At 65.9% G+C, this 26,753-nt stretch carries 24 protein-coding genes; 11 read left to right on the top strand and 13 right to left on the bottom strand.

Annotated features, from left to right (window positions below):
• Positions 1-44: 44 nt before the first annotated feature.
• Positions 45-1,502: an MBL fold metallo-hydrolase gene (locus AAFU51_15515; protein ID MEO1572664.1), complete on the bottom strand. Its 1,458-nt coding sequence runs from the start codon at positions 1,500-1,502 to the stop codon at positions 45-47.
• Positions 1,503-1,719: 217 nt separating this feature from the next.
• On the opposite strand from AAFU51_15515, the gene AAFU51_15510 reads away from it, so the two are divergent.
• Positions 1,720-2,535, top strand: coding sequence for a GntR family transcriptional regulator (locus AAFU51_15510; GenBank protein MEO1572663.1), 816 nt, complete (start codon positions 1,720-1,722; stop codon positions 2,533-2,535).
• 208 nt (positions 2,536-2,743) lie between these two features.
• Here the strand turns inward: AAFU51_15510 and AAFU51_15505 are convergent, their stop codons facing one another.
• The 7 genes from AAFU51_15505 to AAFU51_15475 form a co-directional block, all read right to left on the bottom strand.
• Positions 2,744-3,304 carry a DUF6691 family protein gene (locus AAFU51_15505; GenBank protein MEO1572662.1) on the bottom strand — a complete coding sequence of 187 codons (561 nt, stop codon included), beginning with the start codon at positions 3,302-3,304 and terminating at the stop codon, positions 2,744-2,746.
• 4 nt (positions 3,305-3,308) lie between these two features.
• Positions 3,309-3,869, bottom strand: a complete 561-nt coding sequence (locus AAFU51_15500; GenBank protein MEO1572661.1) for a YeeE/YedE thiosulfate transporter family protein — start codon at positions 3,867-3,869, stop codon at positions 3,309-3,311.
• Positions 3,870-4,008: 139 nt separating this feature from the next.
• Positions 4,009-4,674, bottom strand: coding sequence for a peptidoglycan recognition family protein (locus AAFU51_15495; protein ID MEO1572660.1), 666 nt, complete (start codon positions 4,672-4,674; stop codon positions 4,009-4,011).
• Positions 4,675-5,031: 357 nt separating this feature from the next.
• A complete protein-coding gene (locus tag AAFU51_15490) occupies positions 5,032-5,229 on the bottom strand; it encodes a hypothetical protein (protein MEO1572659.1) in 198 nt (65 codons plus the stop codon).
• A gap of 331 nt (positions 5,230-5,560) precedes the next feature.
• Positions 5,561-5,845 (bottom strand): SemiSWEET transporter, encoded by a 285-nt coding sequence (locus AAFU51_15485; GenBank protein ID MEO1572658.1) that lies wholly within the window; start codon positions 5,843-5,845, stop codon positions 5,561-5,563.
• Positions 5,846-5,847: 2 nt separating this feature from the next.
• Positions 5,848-6,759 carry an aldo/keto reductase gene (locus tag AAFU51_15480; GenBank protein MEO1572657.1) on the bottom strand — a complete coding sequence of 304 codons (912 nt, stop codon included), beginning with the start codon at positions 6,757-6,759 and terminating at the stop codon, positions 5,848-5,850.
• A complete protein-coding gene (locus tag AAFU51_15475) occupies positions 6,760-7,179 on the bottom strand; it encodes a DUF3299 domain-containing protein (protein ID MEO1572656.1) in 420 nt (139 codons plus the stop codon).
• Positions 7,180-7,431: 252 nt separating this feature from the next.
• On the opposite strand from AAFU51_15475, the gene AAFU51_15470 reads away from it, so the two are divergent.
• The 5 genes from AAFU51_15470 to AAFU51_15450 all read left to right on the top strand — a co-directional run bounded on the left by AAFU51_15470 (position 7,432) and on the right by AAFU51_15450 (position 14,303).
• A complete protein-coding gene (locus AAFU51_15470) occupies positions 7,432-7,806 on the top strand; it encodes a hypothetical protein (protein ID MEO1572655.1) in 375 nt (124 codons plus the stop codon).
• Positions 7,807-7,894: 88 nt separating this feature from the next.
• Positions 7,895-10,288 (top strand): TonB-dependent receptor, encoded by a 2,394-nt coding sequence (locus tag AAFU51_15465; GenBank protein MEO1572654.1) that lies wholly within the window; start codon positions 7,895-7,897, stop codon positions 10,286-10,288.
• A gap of 75 nt (positions 10,289-10,363) precedes the next feature.
• On the top strand, positions 10,364-10,999 hold the full coding sequence (locus tag AAFU51_15460) for a hypothetical protein (GenBank protein ID MEO1572653.1): 636 nt from the start codon (positions 10,364-10,366) through the stop codon (positions 10,997-10,999).
• Between the two features lie 227 nt (positions 11,000-11,226).
• Positions 11,227-12,762 (top strand): T9SS type A sorting domain-containing protein, encoded by a 1,536-nt coding sequence (locus AAFU51_15455; GenBank protein MEO1572652.1) that lies wholly within the window; start codon positions 11,227-11,229, stop codon positions 12,760-12,762.
• A gap of 935 nt (positions 12,763-13,697) precedes the next feature.
• Entirely contained in the window at positions 13,698-14,303 is a 606-nt protein-coding gene (locus AAFU51_15450; GenBank protein MEO1572651.1) for a hypothetical protein, read from the top strand.
• A gap of 146 nt (positions 14,304-14,449) precedes the next feature.
• Here the strand turns inward: AAFU51_15450 and AAFU51_15445 are convergent, their stop codons facing one another.
• Complete coding sequence (locus AAFU51_15445; GenBank protein MEO1572650.1) at positions 14,450-14,926, bottom strand: hypothetical protein; 477 nt, start codon at positions 14,924-14,926, stop codon at positions 14,450-14,452.
• 211 nt (positions 14,927-15,137) lie between these two features.
• On the bottom strand, positions 15,138-19,094 hold the full coding sequence (locus AAFU51_15440) for a two-component regulator propeller domain-containing protein (protein ID MEO1572649.1): 3,957 nt from the start codon (positions 19,092-19,094) through the stop codon (positions 15,138-15,140).
• Positions 19,095-19,431: 337 nt separating this feature from the next.
• Here AAFU51_15440 and AAFU51_15435 point away from each other — a divergent pair, with 337 nt between their 5' ends.
• A complete protein-coding gene (locus AAFU51_15435) occupies positions 19,432-19,884 on the top strand; it encodes a hypothetical protein (GenBank protein ID MEO1572648.1) in 453 nt (150 codons plus the stop codon).
• Positions 19,885-20,011: 127 nt separating this feature from the next.
• On the opposite strand, the gene AAFU51_15430 is transcribed toward AAFU51_15435, so the two are convergent.
• Entirely contained in the window at positions 20,012-21,403 is a 1,392-nt protein-coding gene (locus tag AAFU51_15430; GenBank protein ID MEO1572647.1) for a TolC family protein, read from the bottom strand.
• A 179-nt stretch (positions 21,404-21,582) separates the two neighbouring features.
• Between AAFU51_15430 and AAFU51_15425 the strand changes: the two genes are divergently transcribed.
• Complete coding sequence (locus tag AAFU51_15425; GenBank protein MEO1572646.1) at positions 21,583-21,873, top strand: DUF721 domain-containing protein; 291 nt, start codon at positions 21,583-21,585, stop codon at positions 21,871-21,873.
• Positions 21,874-21,935: 62 nt separating this feature from the next.
• Here the strand turns inward: AAFU51_15425 and AAFU51_15420 are convergent, their stop codons facing one another.
• Positions 21,936-22,166, bottom strand: a complete 231-nt coding sequence (locus AAFU51_15420) for a hypothetical protein (protein MEO1572645.1) — start codon at positions 22,164-22,166, stop codon at positions 21,936-21,938.
• 774 nt (positions 22,167-22,940) lie between these two features.
• Positions 22,941-23,450 carry a hypothetical protein gene (locus AAFU51_15415; GenBank protein ID MEO1572644.1) on the bottom strand — a complete coding sequence of 170 codons (510 nt, stop codon included), beginning with the start codon at positions 23,448-23,450 and terminating at the stop codon, positions 22,941-22,943.
• A 234-nt stretch (positions 23,451-23,684) separates the two neighbouring features.
• On the opposite strand from AAFU51_15415, the gene ychF reads away from it, so the two are divergent.
• The 3 genes from ychF (at position 23,685) to AAFU51_15400 (ending at position 26,735) form a co-directional block, all read left to right on the top strand.
• Entirely contained in the window at positions 23,685-24,779 is a 1,095-nt protein-coding gene (gene ychF / locus AAFU51_15410; GenBank protein ID MEO1572643.1) for a redox-regulated ATPase YchF, read from the top strand.
• 23 nt (positions 24,780-24,802) lie between these two features.
• The gene (locus AAFU51_15405; protein MEO1572642.1) at positions 24,803-25,426 is read left to right on the top strand and encodes a hypothetical protein; all 624 of its coding nucleotides are present in this window, start codon (positions 24,803-24,805) and stop codon (positions 25,424-25,426) included.
• Between the two features lie 151 nt (positions 25,427-25,577).
• On the top strand, positions 25,578-26,735 hold the full coding sequence (locus AAFU51_15400) for a serine hydrolase domain-containing protein (GenBank protein MEO1572641.1): 1,158 nt from the start codon (positions 25,578-25,580) through the stop codon (positions 26,733-26,735).
• Positions 26,736-26,753: the final 18 nt, after the last annotated feature.

Raw genomic sequence — 26,753 nt, 5'->3', positions numbered from 1 at the left:
GCGTGGGAGGAAGGCGAGGCGGACTGGAAAAAGCACCGCAGAGTCTACGCTGCAACGGTCGCGTTTTCGGTGACGGGGGCGCCAATCTTAGCGTAGCGCGCGAACGTGTCGTTGACGTACCGCACGTGGTGGCCTTGCGCGGCGAGGAAGGCGGCGCCAGCGGCAGCGCGGGCCCCCGAGGCACAGTGGACGAGGAGCGTCTGGCCTGCCGGGATGCGGCTCTCGGCGTATTCGGGCAGGCGCGTGTACGAGGCGTTGACCGCGCCCGGCACGTGGCCGCTCGCGAACTCCGCGGCGAAGCGGACATCGACGACAGTGACGCCCGGTTCGACGCGGCGGGCCTCTACCTCCGAGAAGTCGATCTCGGGGATCATGGCCGACGCACCGCCCTCGGCGAAGTAGCGGTCGAGCGTCTTTGGCTCGGCGAAGGCGACGAGGTGGTCGTAGCCGATGCGGATGAGGTCGCGCACGGCCTCGTCAATGTCGTCCGCGTCCACGATGAGCAGCAGCGGCGTCGTTTCGTCCACGACGAGCGAGCCCACGACGGTGTTGAAGCTCTTGTTCATCGGGGCGTAGAGCGACCCAGGAATGTGCCTCACCATGAACGCCGAGCGGTCGAGCCGCGCGTCGATCACGAGGGCCTCGCCCTTCTCGACGTAGGTCTTCAACTCGGCAGCGGAGAGCTTCTGCGGCTGCGGCAGTCCGCCGAGGACGGGCACGCCGTCGCGGTTGTCGCGCTTCATGCGTGCGAAGTACATCTGCGGCTCGGGCTGGCCGCTGAGGATGGCGTCCACGAAGGCGTCCTCGCCCGCGTCGGCCGCGCCGAGCGAGGCATTGTAGAGGGACTCGTAGCCGACGGTGCTCTGCGGGACCGCGCCGAGTGCCTTGCCGCACGTCGAGCCCGCGCCGTGGGCGGGCCAGATCTGGGCGTAGTCGGGCCAGTCGCGGAACGTGTCGAGGGAGTGGTAGAGCGTGCGCGCCGCGTCTTCCTGGACGCCGTGCATGCCCGCCGCCTGCTCCAGCAGGTCGGGCCGGCCGAGGTCACCCACAAACACGAAGTCGCCCGTCGCGACACCGATGGGTGTGGTCGCGCCCGAGCCGCGGTCGATGATGACGTAGCTCATGTGCTCGGGCGTGTGGCCCGGCGTGTGGCTGGCCACGATCTCGATGTGGCCGACCGTAAACGCGTCGCCGTCGCGCAGCAAGGTGACGTCGTAGGCACCGTCCTTCGCCCACGCGCTCTGCCAGTCGGGGCCGCCCTCGGCGGAGAGGTAGAGCTTCACGCCGAGGCGCTCGGCGAACTCGCGCGCGCCCGAGAGGAAGTCGGCGTGGATGTGCGTCTCGGCGACAGCCACGATGCGCAGGCCCTCGGCCTCCGCCGCGTCGATGTAGCGGTCGATGTCGCGCTCGGGGTCGATGAGGAGCGCCTCGCCCGACTTCTGGCAGCCCACGAGGTAGGCGTACTGGGCGAGCTTGGGGTCGAAGTATTGACGGAACAGCATGGCTTGAGGAGGTTGGGGGACGAGCCGCGCGGCACACGCACGACCGATGGTAAGAATCTACTCGTCCTATGTTGTAATAACAAGTTGGTTCCAAGGTATGGAAGGCCTCGGCGTGGCGCTGTCAGGTGGACCGTGGCGATGGTGTAGGGGCTCCTCGTCAGTTTCCAGGTAGGGTTACCGTTTGCGGTACCTTGCCTCGAACGTCGCCCGCTGCTCTATGTCCCTCGATCCCCCGCCGCTCACCTCCGGTCGCCCGCGCCACGAGCAGGTGTCGGACTGGCTCCGTGAGCGCATCCGTGCGGGGGAGGCCGGGCCGCACGATCAACTTCCGAGCGAGCACGAGATCGGCGAGGCGTTCGGCGTGAGCCGGATCACCGTGCGGCGGGCGCTCCAGACGCTGGAGAACGAGGGGCGCATCTACCGACGGCAGGGGCTTGGCTCGTTCGTCGCGCCGCCGCTGGTGCCGCAGGGGCTGGTGCGGCTGACCGACTTTGCGCAGGATATGGAGCGCGCTGGACTGACGGCGTCGAGCGAGGTGCGCCACTGGGGGGCCGTCCCCGCCCCGCCGCCCGCCGCGGTGTGCCTCAGCCTCGACGCGGGGGCTACCGTGATCCGCCTCGACCGCCTACGCCTGGGCAACGACAAGCCCATCGCTTTCGACCGGACGTGGCTGCCGCCGTTCTACGCCCAACTCCTCGACCCGCACGACCTCGCCGTGGAGACGATCTACGGTATCCTCGAACGGGAGTACGACATCCCGGTCCTGCGCGGACGCGTCCGTATCGAGGCTGTCGCGGCGCGTGACGAGGAAGCCGAGGCGCTGCGCGTGCCTAAGGGCGCCCCGCTGCTGCTCGTCGAGCGCACGAGCTTCACGACAGCCGACCGGCCGATCTACTACCAGCGCCGTACCTACCGCGCCGACCGCGTCGGCTTCGACCTCGAACTCGCCCGTGACCCGGAGGCTGCGCCCAGCGAGCACGCCGGAATGCCGCTCCAGGAGTTCGAGCCAGTGTTCAAGGAAAGCAGGGAGTAGTTCGTGGTCAGGAGTCTGCTTCCATCTTCCACGGAAGGCAAGGCAACGCCACCTTTGAGGAGCGGTCGTGCGTTGCAGCAGGACGGCTCCCCCTGCCCTTCGTCGCCTGCGCTCCTCGGGCTGTCCCCCTCGCTCGCGAGGGGGACAGTTTCGCGACCCTTCAGGGGGAGCGGAACAGGGGGAGCTTCAGTAGACCAACTCTACCCGATCAGTGGGGTAGGCGGTCGCGGAGCGCAGCATAGGCCCACGTCCCTGCCATCGCGCTCAGGAGCGCCACGACGATCACGCTGAGGCCGGTGCCGAGGAGGGCGAACATCGGGCCAGGGCACGCGCCTAGGAGCCCCCATCCGAGGCCAAACAGGGTGCCGCCGATCCAGTAGCGTGCGCCGGGGAGGCGACTCGGCCCCCAGGCCTTCTGGTCGATGGTGATGGGCTTCCCGCCGAAGGTCTTCGCCCCCACGCGCCGGATGAAGTACAAGCTCAGCGCGGCAACGGCCAACGCGCTGCCGATCACGCCGTACATGTGGACGCTGTCGAAGCGAAACATCTCCTGGATGCGAAACCACGAGGCGACCTCGCTCTTGACGAGCACGACGCCAAAGAACGCGCCGAGGAAGAGGTAGACGACGAGGCCGCCGAGCGAGATACGGCGCTCCGGCGTCGGTGAAGCGACCTGCGGAGTGTCGAGACAGGCTTCTGGATGCTGCCCTGAGGCATCGGGCTCGGGAGCGCGCAGGTGGGGCGGGCGGGGGAGCGTGGTGGTAGACATCGAGCTAGAGCAGGATCGGGAGGAGGACGTAGGTGAGCAGGAGGCCGCCGGCGAAGAAGCCCAGCACGGCCACGAGCGAGGGCACCTGGAGGTTGGCGAGGCCGCTGATGGCGTGGCCGCTCGTGCAGCCGCCTGCGTAGCGCGCGCCGAAGCCCACTAGGAAGCCGCCGCCCACGATGACGAGGAGGCCCGGCACGGTGCCGAGCGCCTGCCAGCTCACCAGCTCCGCTGGCACCAGACCGCTCAGGTCCTCGATGCCGAGCGAGCGGAGGTGGGCGACGGTCGCCGCGGCGAGGTTGACGGGGTCGGGGTCAGCGAGCACGGTCGCCGCGAACGCGCCGCCGAGAACGATCCCGAGCGCGAAGGTGAGGTTCCAGAGGCCTGACCCGCGCCAATCGTAGCGCAGGAACGGCAGGCGAGTCGGGAGGGTGGCCGCACATAGGTGGCGCAGGTTGGCCGAGACGCCGAAGGCGCGTCCGCCGACGAGCAGCAGCAGCGGCACCATCAGTCCGATGAGCGGTCCGGCAACATACCAGGGCCACGGCTGCAAGAGGGCGTCAAGCATGGTCGGTGACAATAGGCGAGGAACGACAGGGAGCGCTCCAATCTCTCCGCATCCCTTCTTGTTCCTACTTGTAATGTCAAGATAGATTCAAGGGACCTCAGTCTCGGTTTCCTCTGCGACGGTGCTGCTCAGACGAGCCTCAATCCTGCAGCACTGCGAGGGCGACCTCGACCTGCCTCAGCCCGTCGCCGCGATCGGGGTGCGTGCGCGTCGGGCCTCGGAACCAGTCGTAGAGCGCCTGGCCCGGACACGCGGTCCCAACCGCCACCTCGCGGTGGAAGCGCACATCGTCCACAGTCAAACCGTGGGCATGCAGGCGGTCTGCGACGAGGCGCACGAGCGCGGTGCGCTGGGCGGGCGGCGGCAGCGCCTCCTCGTAGTTGCCGATGACAGAGATCGTGACGTGTCCGGCTGAGGCTCCCGGCGGCGTCATCGGCGTGCCGGCCTTCTCGGGCGGCGTCGTGATGGCCGTGCCGCCGAGGCTGTCCTGGCCGGCGGCATCGCGGAGCGCGTCGGGGAGGTAGACGGTGCCGCTCGCGGGGACGAACGCCTCGTCGCGCCCGACATACACCGTTCCGGAAGGCCCGATGAGGTAGTGGTAGGCGATATCGCCCCATTGCCGTTCGCCGCCCTGGTGCATGGTCTGGATCGCGTGCACGTGCGCCGCCTCACCGTCGGGGCCTACCTCGGTGTAGGTGTGGTGCACCGTCACGTGGCGGATCGGCCCGTTGTCGGCCATCGGGCGAGTCGGCGCGGCATTCCATCCAGCCCGGTCAACAGAAGCGGGCTCGGGAGGGTCGAGCAAGGCGGGCCCGGGTGTGCACCCGGCTACGGTAAGCAGAAGGGCCACTTGGAACGCAAAGACGAGCCGCATTGAGACGGGGAGCACGTTGGAGGGGAGCACGCCTCAACATAGCGCCGCTGGCCGGGCATAGGAGCCCGGCCAGCGGCGGTGGTGTGCGAGGGGGCGTGGGATACCGCCCGGGGTGGGGTGTGCTAGGCGCGCTTCGGCTTCGCAGGAGCCTTGTCAGATTTCGGCGCGGCAGCCGACTTCGGGGGCTCCTTCGGCGCGACGAGCGCGTAGACGAGATAGGAGGTGTAGATCATGGCGTAGGAAATGAAAGGTCGGTGGGGTCGACGATCGGGTGGACCAGATAGGAGGCTAGACGGTAGGGCCGTCGAGGGGGTTTTCGCCACAGCGGAGGCAGCGGTATTCACCGCGCAGCGCGTTGACGCGCCAAGGCGTCGTCGCCTCGCAGTAGGGGCACTGGTGCCAGTGCTCGGAGGTAGTGAGGGCCGGGAGCTTTCCAGACAGGTCGGCGAGCCACGAACCCATCAGATGGAAGGGCAGCATCGACATAGTCAGAGCGGGTTGGTGTTTATGGAAGAAGAAGACTAGCAGCCTGGGCCACAGTGCCTTCCGGTGTGCTTCCACGAGGGCGTTGGCGGGCTGTTTCACGTCTCAAATCCCCGAAATCGCTTCCAGAACACTATGTTCACATGCAGAGCACGAGGCCGATGCCGCAATGCGTCAATGGAAGCGGTGCCATTGCTTCCGGAACCGCTTTGTTCCGGCGACTGTGCGCAAACGGTGAATAGCCGCGCCGGTCTCGCACCTGTAGGCGCCGTCCTACGCAACGCATCGTGCCTGCCCGTGCACGGCCTACATAGACGTTCCCGTATATGGGCTCCTAGTCCCCCCGCCGCTCCCGCCAGCGCACGGCCAGGATCTGTCCCACAATGGCGCCCTGGAGCGTCATCGCCACTGCATTGGAGAGGATGAGGGGCCAGTTGGTGATCAGTAGTCCATAGACGAGCCACAGGACGACTCCTGTGAGGAACATCCCGTAGGTCACCAGCGAGAGATCCCCGACCGACTTCGAGCGCCACGTCTTGATCGCCTGCGGGAGGAAAGCAAACGTGGTCAGCGCAGCCGCCAGCAGGCCCAGCGCTGTGACGAGGGGTGGTTCGGGCATGGCTAGACCTGGCCGTCCCACACTGCGGCGTGCGGCGCAAACGCCGTGCGAAGCTGCGCCACCATGGCCTCCGGCAGCGGACCGCGCTTCACGATCTCGACGTTCTGCTGGAGGTGCGCGGCGTTGGTCGTCCCGACGATGCAGGCATGGGCACCCGTGTGGTAGACCGCAAAGCGCAGCGCCACGTCTTGCCAGTCGGCACCAAGGTCGAGGCCCATGGCGCTCATGCGGTCCCAGTAGACCTCGGCGTAGTGTCCGTCGGGCCGCTCGGCAAACCGCCACGGGGCGTTGCCGACGGGGCGCTTGGCGATCACGCCCAGGCCGCGGGTGCGCGCCTCGGCCACCGTGCTCTCGATGTCGCGCTGGTCGAACACGTTGAGCGACGTCTGCAGGCTCCCGAAGGCCTTGCTTTCGAGCGCGTAGGCGAGGTCGTCGTTTTCGCCGGAGTAGGCCGCCACACGGACAGTTCCAGCCTCGACGGCCTCATTGAGCGCCTCCACAACGCCAGCGCTGCGCAGCGTCTCGGCCGGGCACGAGTGCAAGTGCACGATGTCGAGCACATCGCTCTGTAGCCGCTGACGCGCCTCTTCAATACCGCGGCGGATCGTCTCCGGCGTCCAGTCGGGTAAACCCTCGATCCCGTAGCCGATCTTCGTTGAGAGAACGAAGGCGTCGCGGCGGCGCGACAGGAAGCGCCCGATCCGCTCCTCTGACAGCCCGTAGCCCCGCGCCGTGTCGATGAGCGCCACGCCTGCGTCGAGGACGGTGTTCAGGAGCAGCTCGACGTCACCGTCCGGCAGGCGCGCGTCGCCGATCTGCCCAGCGCCATAGCCGAGGGCCGAGACGGTCAGGCTGGTCCGTCCGAAGGCGCGAGGGACCAGCGCTGTGCTACTCGCCGTGGTCGCGTCTGCCATTCAGGAGCCCTGCCGCGCGTCGGTGAGGCGATAGTACATCCCCATCGGGTCCGACTCCAGCACTTCAAGCGTGCCCGTGATCGTGATCGGGTCGTAGGTGAAGTCGACCGGCTGCGAGGTCTTGACCTCGATCATCGACTCCGAGGCGCCCGGCAGGCAGTAGAAGCAGTCCGCGAGCGGGAAGGCGATCAGGATGAAGTGGGTCTGCTCCAGGGTCTGCTGAATCGGAAAGATGAAGCCCTGGATGGCCACCTCCTCACCGTTGAGGCCGTCGACCTCCGGCGCGAAGTTGGGGACGTAGCGTCCGTCCTGCCGCTGCAGTTCGACCTGCGCAAGCGTATCCCAGCTGATGGCTTGTTGGGCCTGTGCAGGCAGTGCGCCCAGCGCTAGCACAACGAGGAGGAGCAGAAAGGCACGCATAGCGACGATGTCCGGAGTAGGTGAGGGCGAGAACGCGCGTACACGAATGCGGAAGCCGGGCCCGAGGGTTCCGATTATGAACACAATCCATACCGAAGCTTCCGCAAAAGGACAGGATTAACGAAGCGTCCGGTGGGTATCGTCCGTCAATCCAGTGTAAATCACGGCCGACGCAGAAACCTCCAGATAGGACATCCGTTGCGTCGCTCTCTAGGCTGGCCCCCAACACTGGCGTTTCGCTTCTCCGCTCTCGTGTCCCGCATCGCTTCAGCTTCCGCGCTTTGGGTCCTGCTCGGCTTCGTGCTGGGGGGCCTCGCTGCCCCCGTGCTGCACGCGGTCCAACACACCACGGAGTGCACGCACGCGGACGGCCACCACGCGCACGCGGGGCACGCACACGATGAGGACTCTGCATCGAGCCATCTCGTTGCGGTTGCCGCGGACCACACCGAGTCCCCCTGCTTCGCCTGCGCACTCTGCGCGGTGCCACTCACCTCGACGACGGCAGAAGCCAAGGCCGTCTCGCTAGCCTCGTGCACGACGGGCGAACTCCGCTTCGCGACCGCGACGGTCCCAGAGAGCCCGACCGCTTCGCTCTACGCACCGCGCGGCCCTCCCACTTGCTGATTCCCTGCTCCACCCACGCCTCGTGCGTGCTGACTACGGTGGAGCCGTTGTGGTTCTGAGAATTAGCAAGTCGTCCGATCGGAGACCTATGGTCGCTCTCTCCCGCTGCTTGGCGCTCACCGCGCTGGCAGCCCTCTCCCTACTCATCGCACATCCGGCCTTTGCGCAGGAACAAGAACGCCTACGTTCGTTCTCCGGCACCGTCCTCGATGCTGGGACGGGTGCGGCGCTGCCCGGCGTCAACGTGATCCTCGATGCAGAGCGCGGGCTCGGCGGGGCCACCGACAGAGACGGCCGCTTTGCCATCAGCGGGCTTCCCCCGGAAGCATTCATCGTCCGCTTCTCGTACATCGGCTACGAAGCTGACTCGATGCGCATTGACCTACAGCAGGAGAGCGTCCGAGCGCGGGTGACGCTCGACGCGGTCGCTGAAATCATCGCCGAGGTGATAGTGGAAGGCGAAACCGAGCTGCTGGAGCAGGGCGCGCAGGCCATTTCCATCCTCGACGCAGACGCCCTGGAAGACGCACGGGGACAGACGATTGGCGAGACCATCGGGGCGCTACCCGGCGTGACGACCCTCTCGACCGGCCCAAGCATCGTCAAGCCCGTCGTGCGCGGGCTGCACTCGGACCGCCTCGTGATCCTCAACAACGGCGTCCGACATGAGAGCCAGCAGTGGGGCGCGGAGCACGCGCCCGAGATCGATCCGTTTTCCCCAGATCGCATCGAGGTGATACGCGGTGCCGCCGGCGTCGAGCATGGCGTCGGGGCGATCGGTGGCGTCGTGCGCTTGGAGGAGGCGCCGCTCCCCACACAGGTCGGTGAGGTCAGCGGGCAGCTGTCGCTGCACTCGTTCTCGAACAGCCGTCAGGGCGTGGGATCACTCGAGATGGAGGGAGCGCCGCTGCCAGGCCTCGGTGTGCGCGTCCAGGGGAGCCTGCGCCGTGCCGGAGACGCCCACACCCCCGACTATGTCCTGGGCAACACGGCCTTCTTCGAGCGTGGAGCCAATGCCACCGTCGGCCTGGAGCGCGAGCGCTGGGGCGTCGAGGCGCACGGGAGCGTCTTCGCCACCGACATCGGTATCTACCGTGGCTCGCACTTCAATACGCTCAACGGACTCGACACCGTTCTCGAGCTCGGTCGCCCGCCTGTTGACTACGACTTTAGCTACGAGATCGACGCGCCGAAGCAGGACATCCAGCACTACATCGGGGCGGTCCACGGACATGTCGATCTCGGACGCGATGGCACGATCCGCGTCGAGGGCCGCTATGGCTTCCAGCAAAACGAGCGCGCCGAGTTCGACGCCGATCGCATCGGCGGGCGCGACCCGCTGGAGCGGGCCTCATTCGAACTCACCCTCCAGACCCACACCCTAGACCTCAAAGCGCGCACCACCCCCACAGCTATCGCAGGCGGCGACGGCTTCGCGGTCGTCGGCGTGAGCGGGATGCTCCAGCGCAACCTCAACACGCAGGTGGGCTACTTCATCCCCAACTTCCGCGCCTACACCGGCGGCGTGTTCGCCCGCGGTGAGTGGGTGCGAGGGCCGCTTGCCCTCGAAGCCGGGACCCGACTCGACTATCGTTGGCTGCGGGCGTTTCCCCGCGTACGGGCCGGCGGCGGCGAAACGCAGCGCATCATCACGGACTACGTGGGCCTGACGGGCGTGCTCGGTGCCACCTATCGGTTCGGGACGGCCTGGAGCCTCGGTGCCAACGTCGCCACGGCATGGCGTCCCCCGAGCGTCAACGAGCTCTACGCGCGGGGCATTCACCATGGCACGGCTCAGTACGAGGTCGGCGATCCCAACGTCGGATCGGAGCGGGCGCTCGAAGCAAGCCTCACGCTGCGTCATCAGACACCCACGCGCGAACTGGAATTCAGCAGCTACGTCAACCGCATCAACGACTACCTGTACCTGCGCCCCATCAACGACCTGATCGTCACCAACCGAGGCGTCTTCCCCGAATTCCTCTACACGCAAGACACGGCCGTGATCGTCGGCTTCGACGGCGTCGTCACGCAGGGATTGGGCCGCTTCACTCTCGGTGCAACGGTCTCGGTCCTGCGCGGCACCAACCTCACGCGGGACGAGGCGCTCCTCGGCATGCCCGCCGACCGGCTCGAACTCTCCGCCGGCGTGGACCTCGGGAGTTGGGGGGTCCTGCGCGACGTGACTGCAGAGACGAGCGTCGACCTCGTCCGCGAGCAAGACCGCTTCCCCACTCGCCTGGACGAGGATGGCGTCACCGTGATCCCCGTGGACTACGTCGAGCCGCCTGAGGGCTACGCGCTGCTCGGCTTCGACCTCGGTGGCGAGATCGCCATGGGGCCGTCGGTGATGCGCGTCAGCCTCAGCGTCGACAACCTCCTCGACACCCGCTACCGCGACTATCTGAGTCGCTACCGCTATTTCGCACTGGACCCGGGACGCAACGTCGTCCTGCGTCTGGCGCTTCCATTCGGAGCCTGATCCGTCTCTCTCGCGGCGCGCGTTCAGGCCCCGGCGCTCCGCACTCTCACCACGTACATCCCAATCCATCTCACCATGACTCTTACTCGACGCTTTCCCTCTTTCCTTTTTCCGCTAGGCCTGGCCGCGCTGCTACTCGTCGTGCTGCCTGCCTGTGACTCCGAAGACCCCGACGACACCCCCATCGCGGGCGAGGAGGAAGTCTTCTCGAACATCACCATCACGCTGACACCGGTCGGCGGCGGCGCGGCAATCACCGCCGATGCGGTCTTCGACGAGAACGGCGAGAACGGCCAGATTCCGAACATCGCGCTCATGGCCGGCACGGCCTACAACGCCGTTGTTGTCTTCAGCAACCGCTTCGAAGACGAGCCGCTCGAACTCAACGAGGAGATCACCGAAGATGAGGACTTCGCCCACCAAGTCTTCATCATCCCTGAAGGATCGAACAGCGGTGCGATCACCATCTCGGACCGCAACCTGGACCGGTTCAACCAGCCGCTCGGTACCGAATTCCTCCTCACCGTGGCCGCCAATGCGACCGGCTCGGGCAACATCCGCCTCGTCCTGCGTCACTACGAAGGCGGGGAGGAAATGGGCCCGAACAGTCCGCGTGAGCAGAAGGCTGGCGACCTTACGCCGTCTACGCAGGAGACGCCCAACGTCGTGGAGAACGACCTCAACTTCACCTACCCGGTGACGATTCAGTAGGTAAGGGGACTGAATCGACACGAAGCGCCCCGCTCGATCACATTCGGGCGGGGCGCTTTCTTGGTGTCTCTGTGGTGACGACAGTGCAGAATTTAGTAAGAGCCACTGCTTTAAGGTAAGTCAAATATGCTCGTCAGACCATGTTAGTAACGAAATTTGACAATAGCGACATAATCATATATAATGCCCGAGCGACCCCGCCTCACTAACCTGCAACCCTTGCCTAGATGCAATACCCTACGTACAAGTTTTACTGGACTTTTACAGCGACACTTTTTCTCATTTTTTCGACCTCAGTTGCTAACTTCGCGTTCGCTCAGCGCGGAGGGGAAGCAGCTCCAACCGTTTCAGAGAAGGGACCCAAGCCCGCACTAGCGCAGATTGTCGACATCTATGCCGGGGGTAGCTATGGGCTTGCTCTATCGAGCAACGGCGAGGTTTTTCAGTGGGGCAGAACGGATTGTTCCTTTCCATATGAGACTTTCGACAGCTTCCCTATCAAAATCGACTTTCCTGCTGGAGTAACCATAACACAAATTGCCGCAGGAGGCGACCATCGCCTTGCCCTGGACTCAGACGGCACCATATGGAGTTGGGGATGCAACAACAGAGGGCAGCTAGGGATAGGCTCGGTGGACGATTTTGCCTACAGACCTTTTCCCCAACCCGTTGGACCACCGGCTGACTACATTTCCGCTGGAAGCAGCCAGAGTTTTGGCATTAATCAGGACGGTATTCTTTTTGCCTGGGGCTGGAATCACGACGGGCAACTTGGGTTTCCACACCCATCTCCTTACTCAGACCAGGCATCTCCCTTTCAGGTCAATTTTCTACCCACAGCGGAAGTCGCTTCGGGGTTTGATTTTTCCTTGTTCAGGACGACCGACAATCGTCTGTACAGCGTAGGTGAAGGTAGAGATGGAGCCCTCGGTCTTGGTGACTATAGTGATAGGGAGGGCAATCCCACACCTGTAAACCTTTCTCAGGTTAGCGCCATTGCGGCTGGGTCTGGTCACTCTGCCGCCATCAGAGGAGGGGAGGTGTACGTCTGGGGCAACAATTTTGCTATCGGCGGAAGCCCATTGGACGGTCACACCTTGCGACCTATCGAACGCGGAGGATTCAGGAATGCTGTTCAGGTGGAGGCCAGCACAAGAGCTACATTCGTCCGAGTTCAAGATCCTTCTAGCTTTTATCAGGTCTATGCGATTGGGAGCCACAGAAACGGGGAGACTGGGCTAGGCCTTTTGAGTGGCTATAGCAATACGTTTGCCCCCCTAACCATCCCCTCCAGTGAGGATGTAATTGATATTTCTGCTAATGGCGATATGGGTCTGGCACTTACCGAAGACGGAAAAGTCTACTGCTGGGGTGGTAATAGATATTTCTCGTGCTCTCAACCGGGTGGTCCTGTATCCACTCCTGCGGAGATACTCGGATTCACTTCCACAGGAGGCCCCCCTGTTTCTTTCTTTTCGGAAGCTCTCGGCTCTGAGCCACCGGTACACCTTGAGGTTACAAACTACCCCAACCCATTTGTTCACCAGACTCGATTCAGCGTGACAGTTCCGGAGAGCGGTTCGTTCACCCTGGAGGTATTTGATGTGTCCGGTAGGAAGGTTAGTACGGTGTTGGACGGGATTCTAGAGGAGGGCGAACATAGCGTTGCTCTTAACATCCCTAGCCTTCCTGCAGGGATATACTTCTATCGCTACGTCTATGGAGATAGCGTTGGACAAGGGAAGGTGATCAAGACACACTAATCGATCAGTACTCACTTTTCAAGAAAGCGCCCCGCCCGGCTCAGGTCGAGCGGGGTGCGCTTCGCTGGCGCTAGGGGAACGCATCGTTCAACGGGGCCCCTCTCCCTACCGGCGCACCCGCCCCCGCGTAACACGCCACGGAGCTTGCAGTGCCTGTGGTCAGGGGAAGGAGAAGCGCTCGGAGAGGCCCAGGAGCGCCTTAGTGGCCCGGCGGAGGTGATTGGATGCCGTAGACAGCGGTAGCGTGGCGGGCGTCCGGTCGAGGACGGAGGCTGGCAGCCGCGCACTCCAGAGCCCGATTCCTGCGAGACGATCAGCAGCGGCAAGGCCGCGTAATCCTGCAGCAAGGCGATGTACGTGGCCCCTTGGTGATCGAGTGTGTAGAGGTCTGCGGCGAGGAGCGTCGGCGGGGCCTCAGCGGTGGCCTCAGCCAGGAGGCAGAGCGTGGGAACCACCACGACCTCGAACGTCTTGCCGAGGCAGTGCCCGGGGAACACCTGAAGCGAGGAGGCATCCGACACCATCACGACGAGCACACGCGAGGCCTAAGCGGCGTCGAGGTCGAGGCTTTCGTGGCATGCATCATTCGGGGAAACACGAAGTAAGGGGCCGTGCGATCGTGCAACAGGCGATAGAAGGTCCAGGTCATGGCCGAGGGCATTCAGAGTGGGCTTCCAGCAACGGGACCCTAGCGAGGCAGGCTCAATCAGAAATCGCTCACAAGTCTGCTTAATACATGTCCTGACGCGGACGGGCGTGCCCGCCGTGGACGCTCCAGTTGCGCGACGACTCCACCCACCTCGGGTAGTCGCCACGAATCTCCTTGACACGGATTGCCGCAACTACTTTTGTTCCTCTCGACACTTCACCCAAAGCTCCGGTCGCCCCATCGTGCCGCCGTTGATGGGTCTCCATCGCCTACCACCCCGTCAACCATGACGCCGTCTGTCCCAGCTCTGCCCCGTGCCCTCGCCCTGCTTCTCATTCCCGCCTGTCTCCTCGTGTTCGCCGCCTGCGACTCCAACGACGACAGTGCCAGCGACGAGAACGTGATCTCGACCGTCAACCTCACCTTCACGCCACGGGCTGGCGGGAACGGCATCACGTTCATCGCGAACTTCAACGACGCTGGCGTGCTCCAGAACACGACCAACATCATCCTGGATACCAACACGACCTACGACGTGAGCATCGAGCTGCTCAACACGTTTGTGACGCCCGCCGAAGACGTCACCGTTGAGGTCCGCGACAACGAGCCGGAGACGTACCGCTTCTTCTACACGCCCGGTGGCGGCGCCGCCCGCCGCCTCACGGTGTCTGACCTCGACCTAGACCGTGAGGGAGACGAACTCGGCGCTACGTTCGCCGTCACGGTCTCAGACGGTAGCACGACCACCGGCACGTTCCGCGTCAAGCTGCGCAACTACCTGGATCCCGACACACTCCCTGAAGCCAAGCGCGACGACACGGCGACGGCTCCTGAGGTCCCTGGCGTCGTGGGAAACGACCTCAACTTTACGTTCCCCGTCACGATTCAGTAGACGACCCGGACCAACCTGAAGCGCCTCGCTCATCTACTCTCGAGCGAGGCGCTTTTTTGTGTGGGGACACACGCAATGGGGCCCCTCCCCCTGCCGAGCACTCGCGTCCGCTCTAGCCTACGGAGCACGGCACTCGTGGTGGTGGTTCAGGGGGAGGGGGAACTCGTGGAGGTGGCGAGGAGCGCGGCGGCAGCGCGGCGGAGATCGGTGGGGCTCGTGGGCAAGAGCACCGTCGCGTAGGGGCGGCCGACCACCGCCGCAGGCAGCGTCTGCCCCCCCAGTGCCGACTCTTGGGACGCGATCAGCAGGGGAACCCCCCGGTAGGCCTCGCCCAGGAGGTCCAGATCCGGCTCCGTCTGGTGGTCAAGCGTGTAGAGATCCGCCACGAGCAGCTCGATGCCGGTCTGCGCGAGGGCATGTACGGCCGTAACCGCCACGACCTCGAACACTGGGTCCAGGCAGTGCTTCAGGAAGACCTGAAGCGACGGCGCATCCGACACTACGGCGGCGCGGACCCGTCTGGGCGCGTCCAGGTCGAGGCTGTCGATGGCGTGCTTCATGCGCGGGGACACGGCGTAGGGCGCCGTGGGAGTGACCGAAAGGCTCAGGGCAGCCCAGAGCATGAGGGGGAGGGTTCCGTGGTAGGGCTCTCAGTATCGGGAGCCACTGTGCGCGTGCGCGACCAGAAAGCGCGCATAACACTGTTCAGTACGCCCGTGCACGGATGCCGCAAGCCCCTGCGCGCTTTGTGCACAGCACTGCTCTGCTACCGCCTCATCGTGCAACACCAAGTTCCATCCAGAATGACACACGTCAGTGTGGAACTTGGTCGACCTACCCTATTTCTTTGCCCTCGGCGATGTAGGCCGTCGGCGTGCGACCATAGGCGTCCCCGAACGACCGAGTGAAGTAGGAGACGCTGTTGAATCCGACGGCGTAGGCCACCTCGGCCACCGTGCCTGACTCCTTCCGGAGAAGCAACGCTCCCTGGGCGAGTCGGTATGCCCGGATCGCCTCGGTAGGCGTCGCGCTGAGGAGCTCGTGGGTCCGGCGGCGCAGCTGCGAACCGCTCAGGCCGACCGCCTCCGCGAGGTCACGTGCAGAGAACGCGGGGTCCGCGAAGTGCTCGTGGATGGCCGCCTCAATGCGCGCCCGTAAGTCCTCATCTGCGGAAACGACTCCAGGGAACGCGTCGATGACCGGCGTCACAGCAGCGGCGTGACGCTCGCGCCAAGCCCGGCGCGAAGCCAGCAGGCTGGCCACGGTCGCGCGAAGCTCGCGGGGGTCGAACGGCTTGGCGAGGTAGGCATCGGCGCCCGACTCGAGCCCGGCGACGCGGTCTTCTACGTCGGCCCGCGCGGTGAGGAGCACAATTGGCACAAAGCCGAGGTCGGGGTCGGCGCGTAGCGCTTCGGCGAGCGCCAGCCCGTCCATGCGAGGCATCGCCACATCGCTCACCACGAGGTCCGGCGTCCGCTCGCGGGCCTTGGCCAGCCCAGCCTCGCCGTCGGCGGCCTCCACGACGAGGTAGTCGGCCCGAAGCAGACTCGCCAGGTAGGCCCGTACGTCAGCGGCGTCTTCGACCACCAGCACCGTCGTTCGGTCCGCGGCAGCGTAGCCCGCAAGTCGGCCTGTGACGGTAGGTGGCTGAGCGGGAACGGCATCGGCCAGGTCTGCCTGCGGCACGTAGGCTTCGCCGACGGGAGCCCCGTCTAGCTGAGCGTCCTGGACAGGAAGGCGCACGGTGAACGTGGTGCCAAAGCCTGGACGGCTCTCCACACCGACGGTGCCGCCGAGGAGTTCGACGGCCTCCTGCACGAGCGCCAGCCCGATGCCGGTGCTGCTCGCCTGCCCCTCGTCCACAAGCGCAAACCGCTCCCAGATGCGATCGATCTGGTCTGGGGGAATGCCGATGCCCGTGTCGCGGACCCGCAGCGCAGCGGTCGCGCCCTCGTCCTCGACCGAGAGCGACACACGCACCTTGCCACCCTCGGGCGTGTACTTGATGGCGTTGGCGGTGAGGTTGAAGAGGATGTGTTCGAGCAACGCCACGTCGAAGTCGCCGACCACGCGCTCGTCGGGAGTCCCCCAGGAGAGGACGAGTCCGCGCCGGGTGGCATGGCCTTCGAACGCGACCGCGAGCGCAGCAACGAACTCGCCGAGGTCGACGCGCTGGAGGCGGACCTGGGTCTGCCCGACTTCCATGCGCGAGAGGTCGAGGATCTGGTCGATGAGGTGGAGTAGCCGGCGTCCGTTTTGCCGGACGCGCTCCAGCATCGCACGCAGGTCGTCCGTGAGGTCGTCGCGAGCGAGCGTGTCTTCGACGGGGCTGAGGATGAGCGTGAGGGGCGTGCGCGTCTCGTGACTGAGGTTAGCAAAGAGGCGCCGCTGCTGCTGGTTGGCGACTTCGAGCGCTTCGGCCTGCCGGGCCGTCTGCGCCTGTTCTCGGGTGAGGTCGCTGGTCCGGTTTGCCACCTCGATGCGCAGCCTCCGCGCGCGGGCGCGCGCCTCGGTCGTTCGCCACTGGACGAGGGCGCCGATGGTCCCCAGCACTCCTGCAACGAGCAGCAGCTGGAACCACCAGGTAGCCCACCACGGAGGTGGCAGCACAAGGCGCGCCAGCGTCACGTCGTCGCTCCAGACGCCGTAGGCGCTGCGAGCACGTACACGAAACGCATAGGAGCCTGGAGGCAGGTGCGTGTACCGGGCCTCGCGGCTCGCCGTGAGAGGCTGCCAGTCCGCATCGGCCCCGTCGAGGATGAACTGGTAGCGGTTCTCCTCTGGCGCGGCGTAGTGCAAGCCGACGTACTCGAACGAGAGCACGTCTTGGTCGGACCGTAGGCGCAGTGACTCTCCGTCGTCCAGCATTGCGGCAAGCGCACCGGGACCTGGTACAAGGACGTCGGCGCCGGCAACGATCCGCCGAAGCTGCACAGCGGGCGGGTATGGGTTGTCGCGCAGCCGTGACGGCTTGAATACGTTGAGCCCGTCGATTCCGCCGAACATCAGGGTCCCATCGGCTGCTTTGTGGTAGGCCCCACGGTTGAACTCGCGGCCTTGCACCCCACGTGTTGCGCTGAGCGTGGTCACGGCGCCAGTAGCCGGGTCGAGGCGCGCGAGGCCGCCGTTGGTGCTCACCCAGACGTACCCCGTGTCGTCCACAAGCACGCCGTTGACGAAGTTGTTGGGGAGCAGCGAGTTGGACCGGGAGTAGCGTGTCGCTTGCCCGGTCGCCACGTCGAAGCGCGCGACGCCGGCGGCGCTGCCGAGCCAGAGCACGGAGTCGCCCTGTGCCGCGACGGCCTGGAGAGCGTCGTTCGGGATCGAGGCGGGGTCGGCGGGGTCGTGCCGGAACGAGGCGCGGGCGCCCGTTCGCGGGTCGTAGCGGAGGAGGCCGTCGTTCGAGGCGAGCCAGAGCACGCCGTCGGCGGCTTCGTGGACCGCGCGTACGATCGTGGGGAGGCTCTCCTCGAACTGCCCGGTCACCGGATCAAGCGTGGCGAGGACGCTGCCCCCTACCCACAGAGTGCCCGCCTGGTCCTCGTGCACGAACGCTGGGCGCCAGATACCATAGGCCGCGCTGGGGAATAGGTAAGTCTGCGCCACGGCGCCCGAGACGGTGTGCCGCCGCACGCCCCACTGTACCACCGACCACAGCCGCCCTTGCCGGTCGAAGTCGAGGCCGTACACCGTGGCGTCGTCCTGGTTGGTCCAGGGGACCCCCGGCGGCGGCGCAGGCAGCGGGTAGCGGGTCACCGTGCCGGTCACGCGGTCGATGCGGTTCAGGCCTTGCGAGTTCAAGCCCGCCCAAATCGCAAGCGAGTCCGACGCGATCGAGCGGAGACTCGGTGAGGCCAGAGCACCGGGCTCACTGCGGTAGACGCCGATGGGCGAGGTCTGGAAGTCCGCGTAGGCCACCCCACTGCCTGCCGTGGCGATCCAGAACATCCCTGCGGAGTCGTAGAGCACATCCAGCGCGGGGGCCTGCGGCAGGTTGATCGCGTTGCCCGGAGCGTTCGAGCGCACCGTGATGACCTGCTCGGTGTTCGTGTCGAAGAGCACAAACCCTTCGGGGGTGGAGAGCCACAGCCACCCGTTCGGCTCAGCAAAAAGCGTCTCGATCGGCTGCTGGAGCAGCGCCGCATCGAAGGCCTGTGCCGTTCCGGTACCTGGATTGTAGGCGCGCAGCCCGTCAGAAGTACCCATCCACAAACGGCCTTCGCGGTCGTGCAAGCTGACCACGCTCACTCCCGACGCTTCCACGCCAGCGAGGTCCTGACGCCGGAGCACGCGTGTGCCCGGGGCCACGTGGTAGAGCCGCCCGTTTTGCATACCCACCCAGAGGCCGCCCCCCTCGGCGTCCGCGAGCGCCGTGACGCTAAAGCGGCCGCCATCCCGCAGGTGCACTAGCGCTCCCGTCGCCGGGTCGCGCCGCACGAGGCCGTCGGCAGTTCCGATCCACAGCGCACCATCCGCACTCTGGTGGAGGGCGTTGACCTGGCCGTTGGGAAGATGCGCGGCGTCGGGCACACCGACCGGGATGCGCTCGAACTGCTGCGTGCTCGGTAGGAAACGCGCGGCCCCGGCGCTGTTCATCCCTACCCACAGGGTGCCGTCGCGGGCCACGAGCAGAGCACGCACGACCGGATCCGGCAAGGAAGCCGGGTCGTCCGGGTCTAGCTCGAAGACATCGAACTGATACCCGTCGTAGCGCGCTAGGCCGCCTGCCGTGCCAAACCAAAGGAAGCCGAGCGAATCACGAGCTACGGACGTCGCGAACGTCTGCGGCAAGCCGTCTTCGATCGTCAGATGCTCGAAACGCAAATCCGCACGCTGCGCGGCACCGCTTCCGACCGTCAGCGCGCCCAGCAATATGCAACCAATCCAGCGACCCAGCACCTTACCCCAGGGTACACGCTCTAACGACTTAGCCTCGCCGTCAGAATACGCACGGGCCCGGCTCGCTGCTAGACTTTTTGACAGTATTCAGGCCGCGAATCGTCGCAGAGTCAGCAGGTCGCTGGGGCGTCACCAAATTGCTCCCTTCGAGGAGACTGTCACGCCCGGTCCTTCGCCGCGAATCGCCGTAGTTTCTCGCCGTCTGCTTCGCTCATCAACCCCCGCCGCCATGGGCCGCGTCATCCAAACCGGCGACACGCCCGCCAAGCGCCGTCGCGCTCACCAGCGCTCGTGCGCCGAAGTCCTCCGCCTGCTTGCCCAGAACGCGGGCCTCGCCACGGGTCGCTTCGACGAGGAGGCGCGCGACATGGTAGCCTTCCTCGTCCACAACCTGCGCGGCATCTACCGCACCATCGACGAGAGCGCGCACGCCTGGGACGAGCGCAACTACTGGAAGAAGTCCGAGAAGCTGCGCGCCGACTGGCTCTGGGCGCGCTACGCCGCCGACGACCTCGAAGCGCTGCTGCTGGCGCAGGACTGGGCAGCCATCCCGCCCGCGCTGATTGCCCTCGTACCACGCTTCCAGGACGTGACCGTGACCAAGCTCACCCGCGACTCCGACTGGTGGTGCGGCGCCTACCGTGCATTGCAAAAAGCAGCGGCGAAGAAAGGGGAGGCGTAATGGGGCCGGTGCTCGTTTGCATCGCCGGTGCATTCCGGCACTCGTCCTGATCGGCGGCCTCGTCTGGCATGGCGTCACGCGGGCGCGCACCCGGGCGCACCAGCATAGCGGTTAGTAGCGAGCCGCCTCAATCGAACAGTGCGCCGCTGGCCAGGCGTGTCGGGAGCGTGCCAGTGGCGTCGAGGAGCGTGAGCACGGCCACGTTGTAGGCGCGGACCGCAGCGAGTTCAGCGGCGCGGGCGTCGAGGTCGGCGCGGACAGCAGCGACGAGGTTGTCCGTCGTCCCGAAGCCGAGGTCGGCGTTGATCTGCTCGGTGCGCAGCCAGTCGCCCGCGATGGAGGTCGCTTCCTGGCGAGACACAAGCGCCTCCTCGGCGATCACGAGTTGCCGGTAGGCCTCCTCGACGTCGAACAGGATGAGTTGCTCGGCGGCGGTGCGCTGGGCGCGGACCTCGTCGCGCTCGGCGATAGCCTGGGCGACCTTGGCGCGCGTCTGGTGGTAGGCGAGGTTGAGGCGAATGCCCACGCCAGCGCGGAGGCCCGTCCCCAGGAAATCATCGGAGACGTAGGGGTTGGCCTGCTGCCGACGTCCGGCCGCATAACGTCCGCCCTGGGTGATGCTGAGGAAGAGCTTCGGGTAGAAATCGGAGCGCGCCACCCGGACGAGCGCGTCGCGCGCGGCATAGCCTGCCTGCGCCCGGCGCATCTCCGAGCGCTGTGCCAGCGCGACGTCCTGGTAGACACCAAGGGCGTCCCGTTGAAAGGTCACCGCCGTGAGGTCGAGGTCGGCGGGCACGACGACGGCGTTGGGCGTGAGCACCTGCCGGGCGAGCGCGATCCGCGCCAGCGCCGCCTGCTCGCGCACTTCGGCTACCTGGCGGCGGTACTCCTGCTCGAAGAGCCGCAGTTGAAAGAGGTCGGCGTCGTCCACGTCCGGATCGCCCTCGTCGAGGAGCGCCTGAAGCTCGCGCTGCGCCACGCTGAGCGCATCGCCCGCCTCCGCGGTGAGCGCGTCGAGGCGCTGCGTGAGCAGGAGCGTGTAGTAGAGGTCGCCGGTCCGCAGCGCGACCTCGCTTGCCTTCTGGTCCACCTCCGCCGCTTCCAGACGGACACCGGCCTCCGCCGCAGCGATCTGCCCGCCCAACTCACCCGCGGTGTAGAGCGGCTGGAGGAGTTCGACCTCGTACTGGTTGTAGGGCCGCGGGTCAGCCCAGTCGTTGCGGAGTTCGGAGTTGAGGTACTGCGCGTTGGGATCCAGCACCGGGTCGACTCCTCTCAGGCCGGGTGCGACGGCATGGCCGGTGGTGAGCGTGAACTCGGTGGCATAGCGCGAGCGCCGCGCCTGCTGCGCGCGGGCCTCGGCGAAGTCCTGCCCCGCTGCTTCGATGGCAACCTCCGGGCTGTCGTTGAGCGCGCGCTGCATGGCCTCGGCGAGGTCGAGGCGGAGCGTGTCCGGCGAGGCGGACGGCTGGGCCGCCGCGAGCGGGGCCGTGAGCAGGAGCAGCAGGAGCAGGCGCATGAAACGAAACCGAAGGCTGATGGACGACGGCCGCAAAGTACCCGCGCGGTGCGAGTCGAGGACGAACCGAAGTCCCGGACAGCCGAGCCGCGACGCCGACGGGTAACGCCGCCGCGATTCTTCGCTTGACACGGCACCAGCCCACCAGCACCTTTACAGACCACCATCCCCCTCGCCTGATGTCCTCCAGCAGTCCCCAATCGCTCGGCGCCGTGCTCCAGTCCGTCATCGACCGGATGGGCGCCCGGCAACGCATCGACGAGGTGCGGGCCATCGAGCAGTGGGCGCACCTCGCCGGGCCGACGGTCAACGGCGTCACGTCGAAGGTGTGGGTGCGCGAGGGCGTGCTGTTCGTGCACCTCACCTCGGCGATGTGGCGGCACCAGCTCCACCTCCAGCGCGAGCGCTGGCGCGAGCGGCTCAACCAGCACCTCGGCCGCGAGGTCATCCGCGAGATCGTGTTCCGGTAGACGCAACGAGGCCACCGCGTCGGAACGCAGTAGCCTCGGTGTCGAGAACGTACAGCAGGGTATCACTCCACTCTTGGAGCTTGTCGCTGCCGTAGCATCTGAACGCTTCCTAGTGCGAGGGCACTTGCGAACACGATGAGCGGAAACGTCTCACCGCGCGCGAAGAGTGCATAACCAACGTAGAGCGCGAGCGGGGCCGCGATGGCGAGCCGCCACGAGGCGGGCAGCCGCTTCGAACCCACGTATATGCCTGTGAGGATGAGCGCGATGAGAAGAATTGAGATCCATTCCATGGCAATATGGCGTTTAGTTTTTGTCTGGCCGGCCGTTCCGTGATCAGCATTCTGCACAGAAGCCACAGTAGCACGATACACCGCAAAGCGTTGCCACGATGATAGTCGGAGAAGCTAGCCCACACGCTATAGCACAGGCGTAGCCGCCTAGCCCACAGCCATCTTCTTTCGCCGCAAATGCGGTGCGAGCGCTGTCTGCAACGAGAGAAGCCACGAGGTCGAGTTGGTCTGTACCCTGAGCACAACCCTGACGAGCTTCTTCTACAACTTCGTTCGGGTACTCATCGCGCAGCGTCTCAAACGCTTGCGAATAGGTCTGGTCTAGCAAAGACACCTCGGAGGGAGAGAGCGCGATCGATTCATACATCGCGTCATAGTTCTCGGCAGCATAATCGGCTTTCAGCTGCGCGATGTCTGCGCCGCTGCCGACGGCTGCCGACGGCTGCCGACAGGTGATTGTAGACCGTGCGCTGCGTCTACAGCATGGTCCTATAGGCTGGATGCTCGGCAATGCTGACGGAAGAACTAGCGCTTAAGCTCTGAACATTTGGCCCTGTCGGAGCTTGTTCGTCACATCCTGCAAACAGCGATATCGCTAGGCATAGCATCAGAGCCAGAGCACTACTGACGCTCGTAAGGTGGGGGGATTAGATTTAGCATCTGTGAGTAGTTGTAGATGAACCAGACTCCTCGAGTAGGAAGCCGTTACCCAAACTGTAATCAACTCAGACTACAATGTCGACTTTCATCTAGTTACTTCTTTGGAGTAGGCACCTATAGTCCCAAGCCAATACCAAGTCGCACGCTCGGGTCCTGTGCGCCGAGTTCGCCGTAGACCACGAGGCCGCTCTCGAACTGGTAGGCGCCGCGCACGAACGGATCGATGAAGACGCGAAACGCGCGGGCGCGGCTGGCCGCCGTCTGCTCGTAGAGCGCGAAGAGGAACGACGGCCCGAAGCGCAGACCCACGTCGAGGTCGGCACGCTCGGCGTTGAGCGCGCCGGTGAGGTTGCCGGCCCGCAGCACCCGAATGCTCCCACCGACGCCCGCCGCGATGCGCAGTTCGCCATCGGCGCCATCCTTGCGCGGGGTGAAGCCCGCGTAGAACGTCGCCTCGCGCGTGAGGAGCGTTGCGAGGGGGAGCGCATAGCTCGCCTGCAGGCCGATGCCGGGGACCGTCCCCGCGCCCAGCCACAGCACCGGCGCGTCGGGAATGCCGAGCGTCTCCTGTGCCACCGCAGAAGTCGGACCGAGAAGGAGCAGGACGAGCAGCGCGCGGCGCATCGGTTTGGGGCGGGCGTGTGGTGAGCAAAACCAGTCGCGATAGAGTACGCACAAGCCCTGCCAAGAGCGCGCCGTCGAATCCGGTCCTCCCAGTACCCCCGTCCCCTCACCACCGGCTTCTTCGCCGAGAATCAGAGGCGCTGGCGCGACCACTTCACCGGGGCAACGTATGCTGCCCGGCTGTGGCTTCAGCTACCTCCACACGTTCACACCCTCACACCTGCACACAGAACCATGGCGCTGCGCGTCGGCATCGTAGGCCTCCCCAACGTCGGCAAGTCCACGCTCTTCAACGCGCTCAGCGAGGCGGGCGCGGAGGCGGCGAACTACCCCTTCTGCACCATCGAGCCGAACGTAGGCGTGGTGCCGGTCCCGGACACGCGCCTCGACCGGCTCACCGAGCTCGCGGACTCCGCGCAGACGATCCCCGCCGTGATCGAGTTTGTGGACATCGCCGGGCTCGTGGCGGGCGCGTCCAAGGGCGAGGGCCTCGGCAACCAGTTCCTCAGCCACATCCGCGAGGTCGACGCCATCGTGCACGTCGTCCGCTGCTTCGACGACACCAACGTGGTCCACGTCAGCGGCTCCGTCGACCCCGCGCGCGACATCGAGGTCATCGACACGGAGCTGATCCTGAAAGACCTCGACACCGTCGCCAAGCGCATCGACCGCGTGCGCAAGCAGGTCAAGGTCGGCGACAAGGACGCGAAGGCGGAACTGACCTTCCTCGAACGCCTCGACGCGCACCTCGCCGAGGGCCTACCCGCGCGCACGCTGGAGACGACGGACCAGGAGCGCGACTTCCTGCGCCCAATGTTTTTGCTCACGAGTAAGCCGGTTCTTTACGCGGCCAACGTGGCCGAGGAAGACCTGCTGGACGGCAACGCCTACGTCGAGCAGGTCCGCGCGCTCGCGGAGAAGGAGGGCGCGGGCGTGGTGGTCGTCTCTGCCGAGTTCGAGGCGCAGCTCGCCGACCTCGACGACGAGGACCGCGCCGAATTCCTGGCGACGGCGGGCGTGGAGACGCCGGGCCTCGAACGCCTCGTGCGCGCCGCCTACGCGCTCCTCGGGCTCATCACCTACTTCACCGCCGGGCCGAAGGAGTCGCGCGCCTGGACGATCACGCGCGGCACGAAGGCCCCGCAGGCCGCGGGCGTGATCCACTCCGACTTCGAGCGCGGCTTCATCCGCGCCGAGACGATCAAATTCGCTGCCTACGACCAGCACGGCTCCGAGGCCGCCGCCCGCGACGCCGGCGCGATGCGCTCCGAGGGCAAAGAGTACGTCGTGGAAGACGGCGACGTGCTGCTCTTCCGCTTCAACGTGTAGTCTTCAACGCGTCCCCCCCTCCGATGCGCTGTTGGTTGCTCGTGCTCGTGCTCGCCGTCGCCGCGTGCGACCGTGCGGACTTGGGCGCAGCGGCCGACGAGGACAGCCCGCTCGATACCGTCGTAGGCACGTTCGAGGCCGAGGCGGGCAGCCTGCTCGGTGGCGGCTATGAGCGCCTGGAGGGCATCGCCCGCTTCTCCGTGGTCGAGACGCCCGGGGCCCCGACCGTACTCGTCGTGCGCCTCCGCTCGATCCTCGAGGACATCGTCCAGCCCGACTCGGTGGTCGTGGATACCTCGTTCGTGGACCTCGCTATCGGTCAGGCGACGGGGCCACCGATTGGCATCTACCCCATTGCCGACCTCGCCAAGGTCGCCGCCGCTACGGACACGACCTTCGCCGCGTGCTACCGGACTCGCGCGTTTCCCGACGGGGCCTACCGCTCCGACGTCGGCACCGTCGAGATCGTAGCAAGCGGCGAGCGCCTCATCGGCACGTTCGACGTGGAGGTCTACGCGCGCTACCGGACCAACACGGGCGCGACTGAGCGCCGCGTCCTGCCGATCACCGGACAGTTCGACGCGCTGACGGAGCGCCCGGATGAACTAGACGCCGCTGCCGTGTTTCGATGCCGCACGGACGGGTGAGGCGAACAGCTGGACGGAACGCCCGAACACGGATAGGTCCGCAGTATCGCGTATGCTAATTTTTTAGCATAAGGAGTAACTTAAGTCATGAGGCTCCGTACGGCGTCAGCGTTCTCGGGCACCCGCCTCTCACCTTCGGATCGCTCACCCCATGATCAACGCCCTGACTCGCCGCGCCGTGCTCCTTCCTGTGCTTTTCCTCACTGCGTGCAACGTGGCCCCGCAGACGGAAGACATCGCAGGGGTCTCGGCCGAGCGCGCCCTCGAGTTGGACCGCGCCCTTGCCGACGTGATGGAGCAGCACGAGATCAACACGGCCGGCATCGCTGTCATCAAACAAGGCGACGTCGTCTGGAGCACCTACTACGGCCAGCAATCACCGGGCATCCCAGCGTCCAGCCAGACTTTGTTCAACGTCGCTTCGCTGACCAAGACGGTGGTTGCGGAGACCGTGCTCCGGCTCGCCGCCGACGGCGAACTGTCGCTCGACGAGTCCATGTCCACGCACTGGCTCGACCCCGACCTGGAGGACGATCCGCGGCATGAGCAACTCACGCCCCGCATGGCGCTGTCCCACACCACCGGGTTCATGAACTGGCGGTACTTCTCAGAGGACGGCACGCTGGGGTTCGTCAGCGAGCCCGGAACGCGCCACGGCTACTCAGGCGAAGGGTTCAACTACCTCGCCCGGTTCGCCGAGGCCAAGCTCGGCGAGCCCTTCGAGGACCTGGCGCAGCGCTATGTCTTCGAGCCCGCGGGCGTCAGCGATGCGGCGCTGAGCGTGCAGCCCGATCTCTTCGAGCGGATCGCGCAGCCGCTGGACGCAGACGGGCAGTTCCCTGGTCACTATTGCCGCCCAGAAGGGCGGTGCCGAGATACCGGGAGCTTCTCTGCCGCGGGCGGTATGGTGATCACCTTGGAGGACTTTGCCCGCTTCCTGATCGCGACGATGTCTGGCGACGGCTTGACGTCCGACCTCCTGACCGAGCGCAACACCATGCATTCCGACCAGGAGTTGATCGACTGCAACCCGGTCCCCGAAGCACTATGCCCGACACGCGTTGGGTATGGCCTGGGGTGGAATATCTACGAGGTGGAGGACGCCAAGACCATCGGCCACCGCGGCTCGGATTGGTCGATGGTGACCCTAGCGTACTACTACGAAGACAGCCAGGACGCCCTCGTCGTACTGTTCAACGCCCCCAACCCCGCCGGAATGGCGGCGATGGTGGACGTGCTTCGACTGCTCGACCCCGACTCGCCGGAGTTGCACGGCTACATCGCCCGGCGAGACCGCACGCGAGGCTGAGGTACCCGTGTGGGCTAA

The sequence above is a fragment of the Bacteroidota bacterium genome (assembly GCA_039821555.1).
Lineage (GTDB): Bacteria > Bacteroidota > Rhodothermia > Rhodothermales > Rubricoccaceae > JBCBEX01.
This window is presented reverse-complemented; position numbering and strand designations above follow the sequence as displayed.

Coding starts and splice junctions, on each gene's coding strand:
- AAFU51_15515 (MEO1572664.1), bottom strand. CDS start 1,502: ATGCTGTTCCGTCAATACTTCGACCCCAAGCTCGCCCAGTACGCCTAC.
- AAFU51_15510 (MEO1572663.1), top strand. CDS start 1,720: ATGTCCCTCGATCCCCCGCCGCTCACCTCCGGTCGCCCGCGCCACGAG.
- AAFU51_15505 (MEO1572662.1), bottom strand. CDS start 3,304: ATGTCTACCACCACGCTCCCCCGCCCGCCCCACCTGCGCGCTCCCGAG.
- AAFU51_15500 (MEO1572661.1), bottom strand. CDS start 3,869: ATGCTTGACGCCCTCTTGCAGCCGTGGCCCTGGTATGTTGCCGGACCG.
- AAFU51_15490 (MEO1572659.1), bottom strand. CDS start 5,229: ATGTCGATGCTGCCCTTCCATCTGATGGGTTCGTGGCTCGCCGACCTG.
- AAFU51_15485 (MEO1572658.1), bottom strand. CDS start 5,845: ATGCCCGAACCACCCCTCGTCACAGCGCTGGGCCTGCTGGCGGCTGCG.
- AAFU51_15480 (MEO1572657.1), bottom strand. CDS start 6,759: ATGGCAGACGCGACCACGGCGAGTAGCACAGCGCTGGTCCCTCGCGCC.
- AAFU51_15475 (MEO1572656.1), bottom strand. CDS start 7,179: ATGCGTGCCTTTCTGCTCCTCCTCGTTGTGCTAGCGCTGGGCGCACTG.
- AAFU51_15465 (MEO1572654.1), top strand. CDS start 7,895: ATGGTCGCTCTCTCCCGCTGCTTGGCGCTCACCGCGCTGGCAGCCCTC.
- AAFU51_15460 (MEO1572653.1), top strand. CDS start 10,364: ATGACTCTTACTCGACGCTTTCCCTCTTTCCTTTTTCCGCTAGGCCTG.
- AAFU51_15455 (MEO1572652.1), top strand. CDS start 11,227: ATGCAATACCCTACGTACAAGTTTTACTGGACTTTTACAGCGACACTT.
- AAFU51_15450 (MEO1572651.1), top strand. CDS start 13,698: ATGACGCCGTCTGTCCCAGCTCTGCCCCGTGCCCTCGCCCTGCTTCTC.
- AAFU51_15445 (MEO1572650.1), bottom strand. CDS start 14,926: ATGCTCTGGGCTGCCCTGAGCCTTTCGGTCACTCCCACGGCGCCCTAC.
- AAFU51_15435 (MEO1572648.1), top strand. CDS start 19,432: ATGGGCCGCGTCATCCAAACCGGCGACACGCCCGCCAAGCGCCGTCGC.
- AAFU51_15430 (MEO1572647.1), bottom strand. CDS start 21,403: ATGCGCCTGCTCCTGCTGCTCCTGCTCACGGCCCCGCTCGCGGCGGCC.
- AAFU51_15425 (MEO1572646.1), top strand. CDS start 21,583: ATGTCCTCCAGCAGTCCCCAATCGCTCGGCGCCGTGCTCCAGTCCGTC.
- AAFU51_15420 (MEO1572645.1), bottom strand. CDS start 22,166: ATGGAATGGATCTCAATTCTTCTCATCGCGCTCATCCTCACAGGCATA.
- AAFU51_15415 (MEO1572644.1), bottom strand. CDS start 23,450: ATGCGCCGCGCGCTGCTCGTCCTGCTCCTTCTCGGTCCGACTTCTGCG.
- ychF (MEO1572643.1), top strand. CDS start 23,685: ATGGCGCTGCGCGTCGGCATCGTAGGCCTCCCCAACGTCGGCAAGTCC.
- AAFU51_15405 (MEO1572642.1), top strand. CDS start 24,803: ATGCGCTGTTGGTTGCTCGTGCTCGTGCTCGCCGTCGCCGCGTGCGAC.
- AAFU51_15400 (MEO1572641.1), top strand. CDS start 25,578: ATGATCAACGCCCTGACTCGCCGCGCCGTGCTCCTTCCTGTGCTTTTC.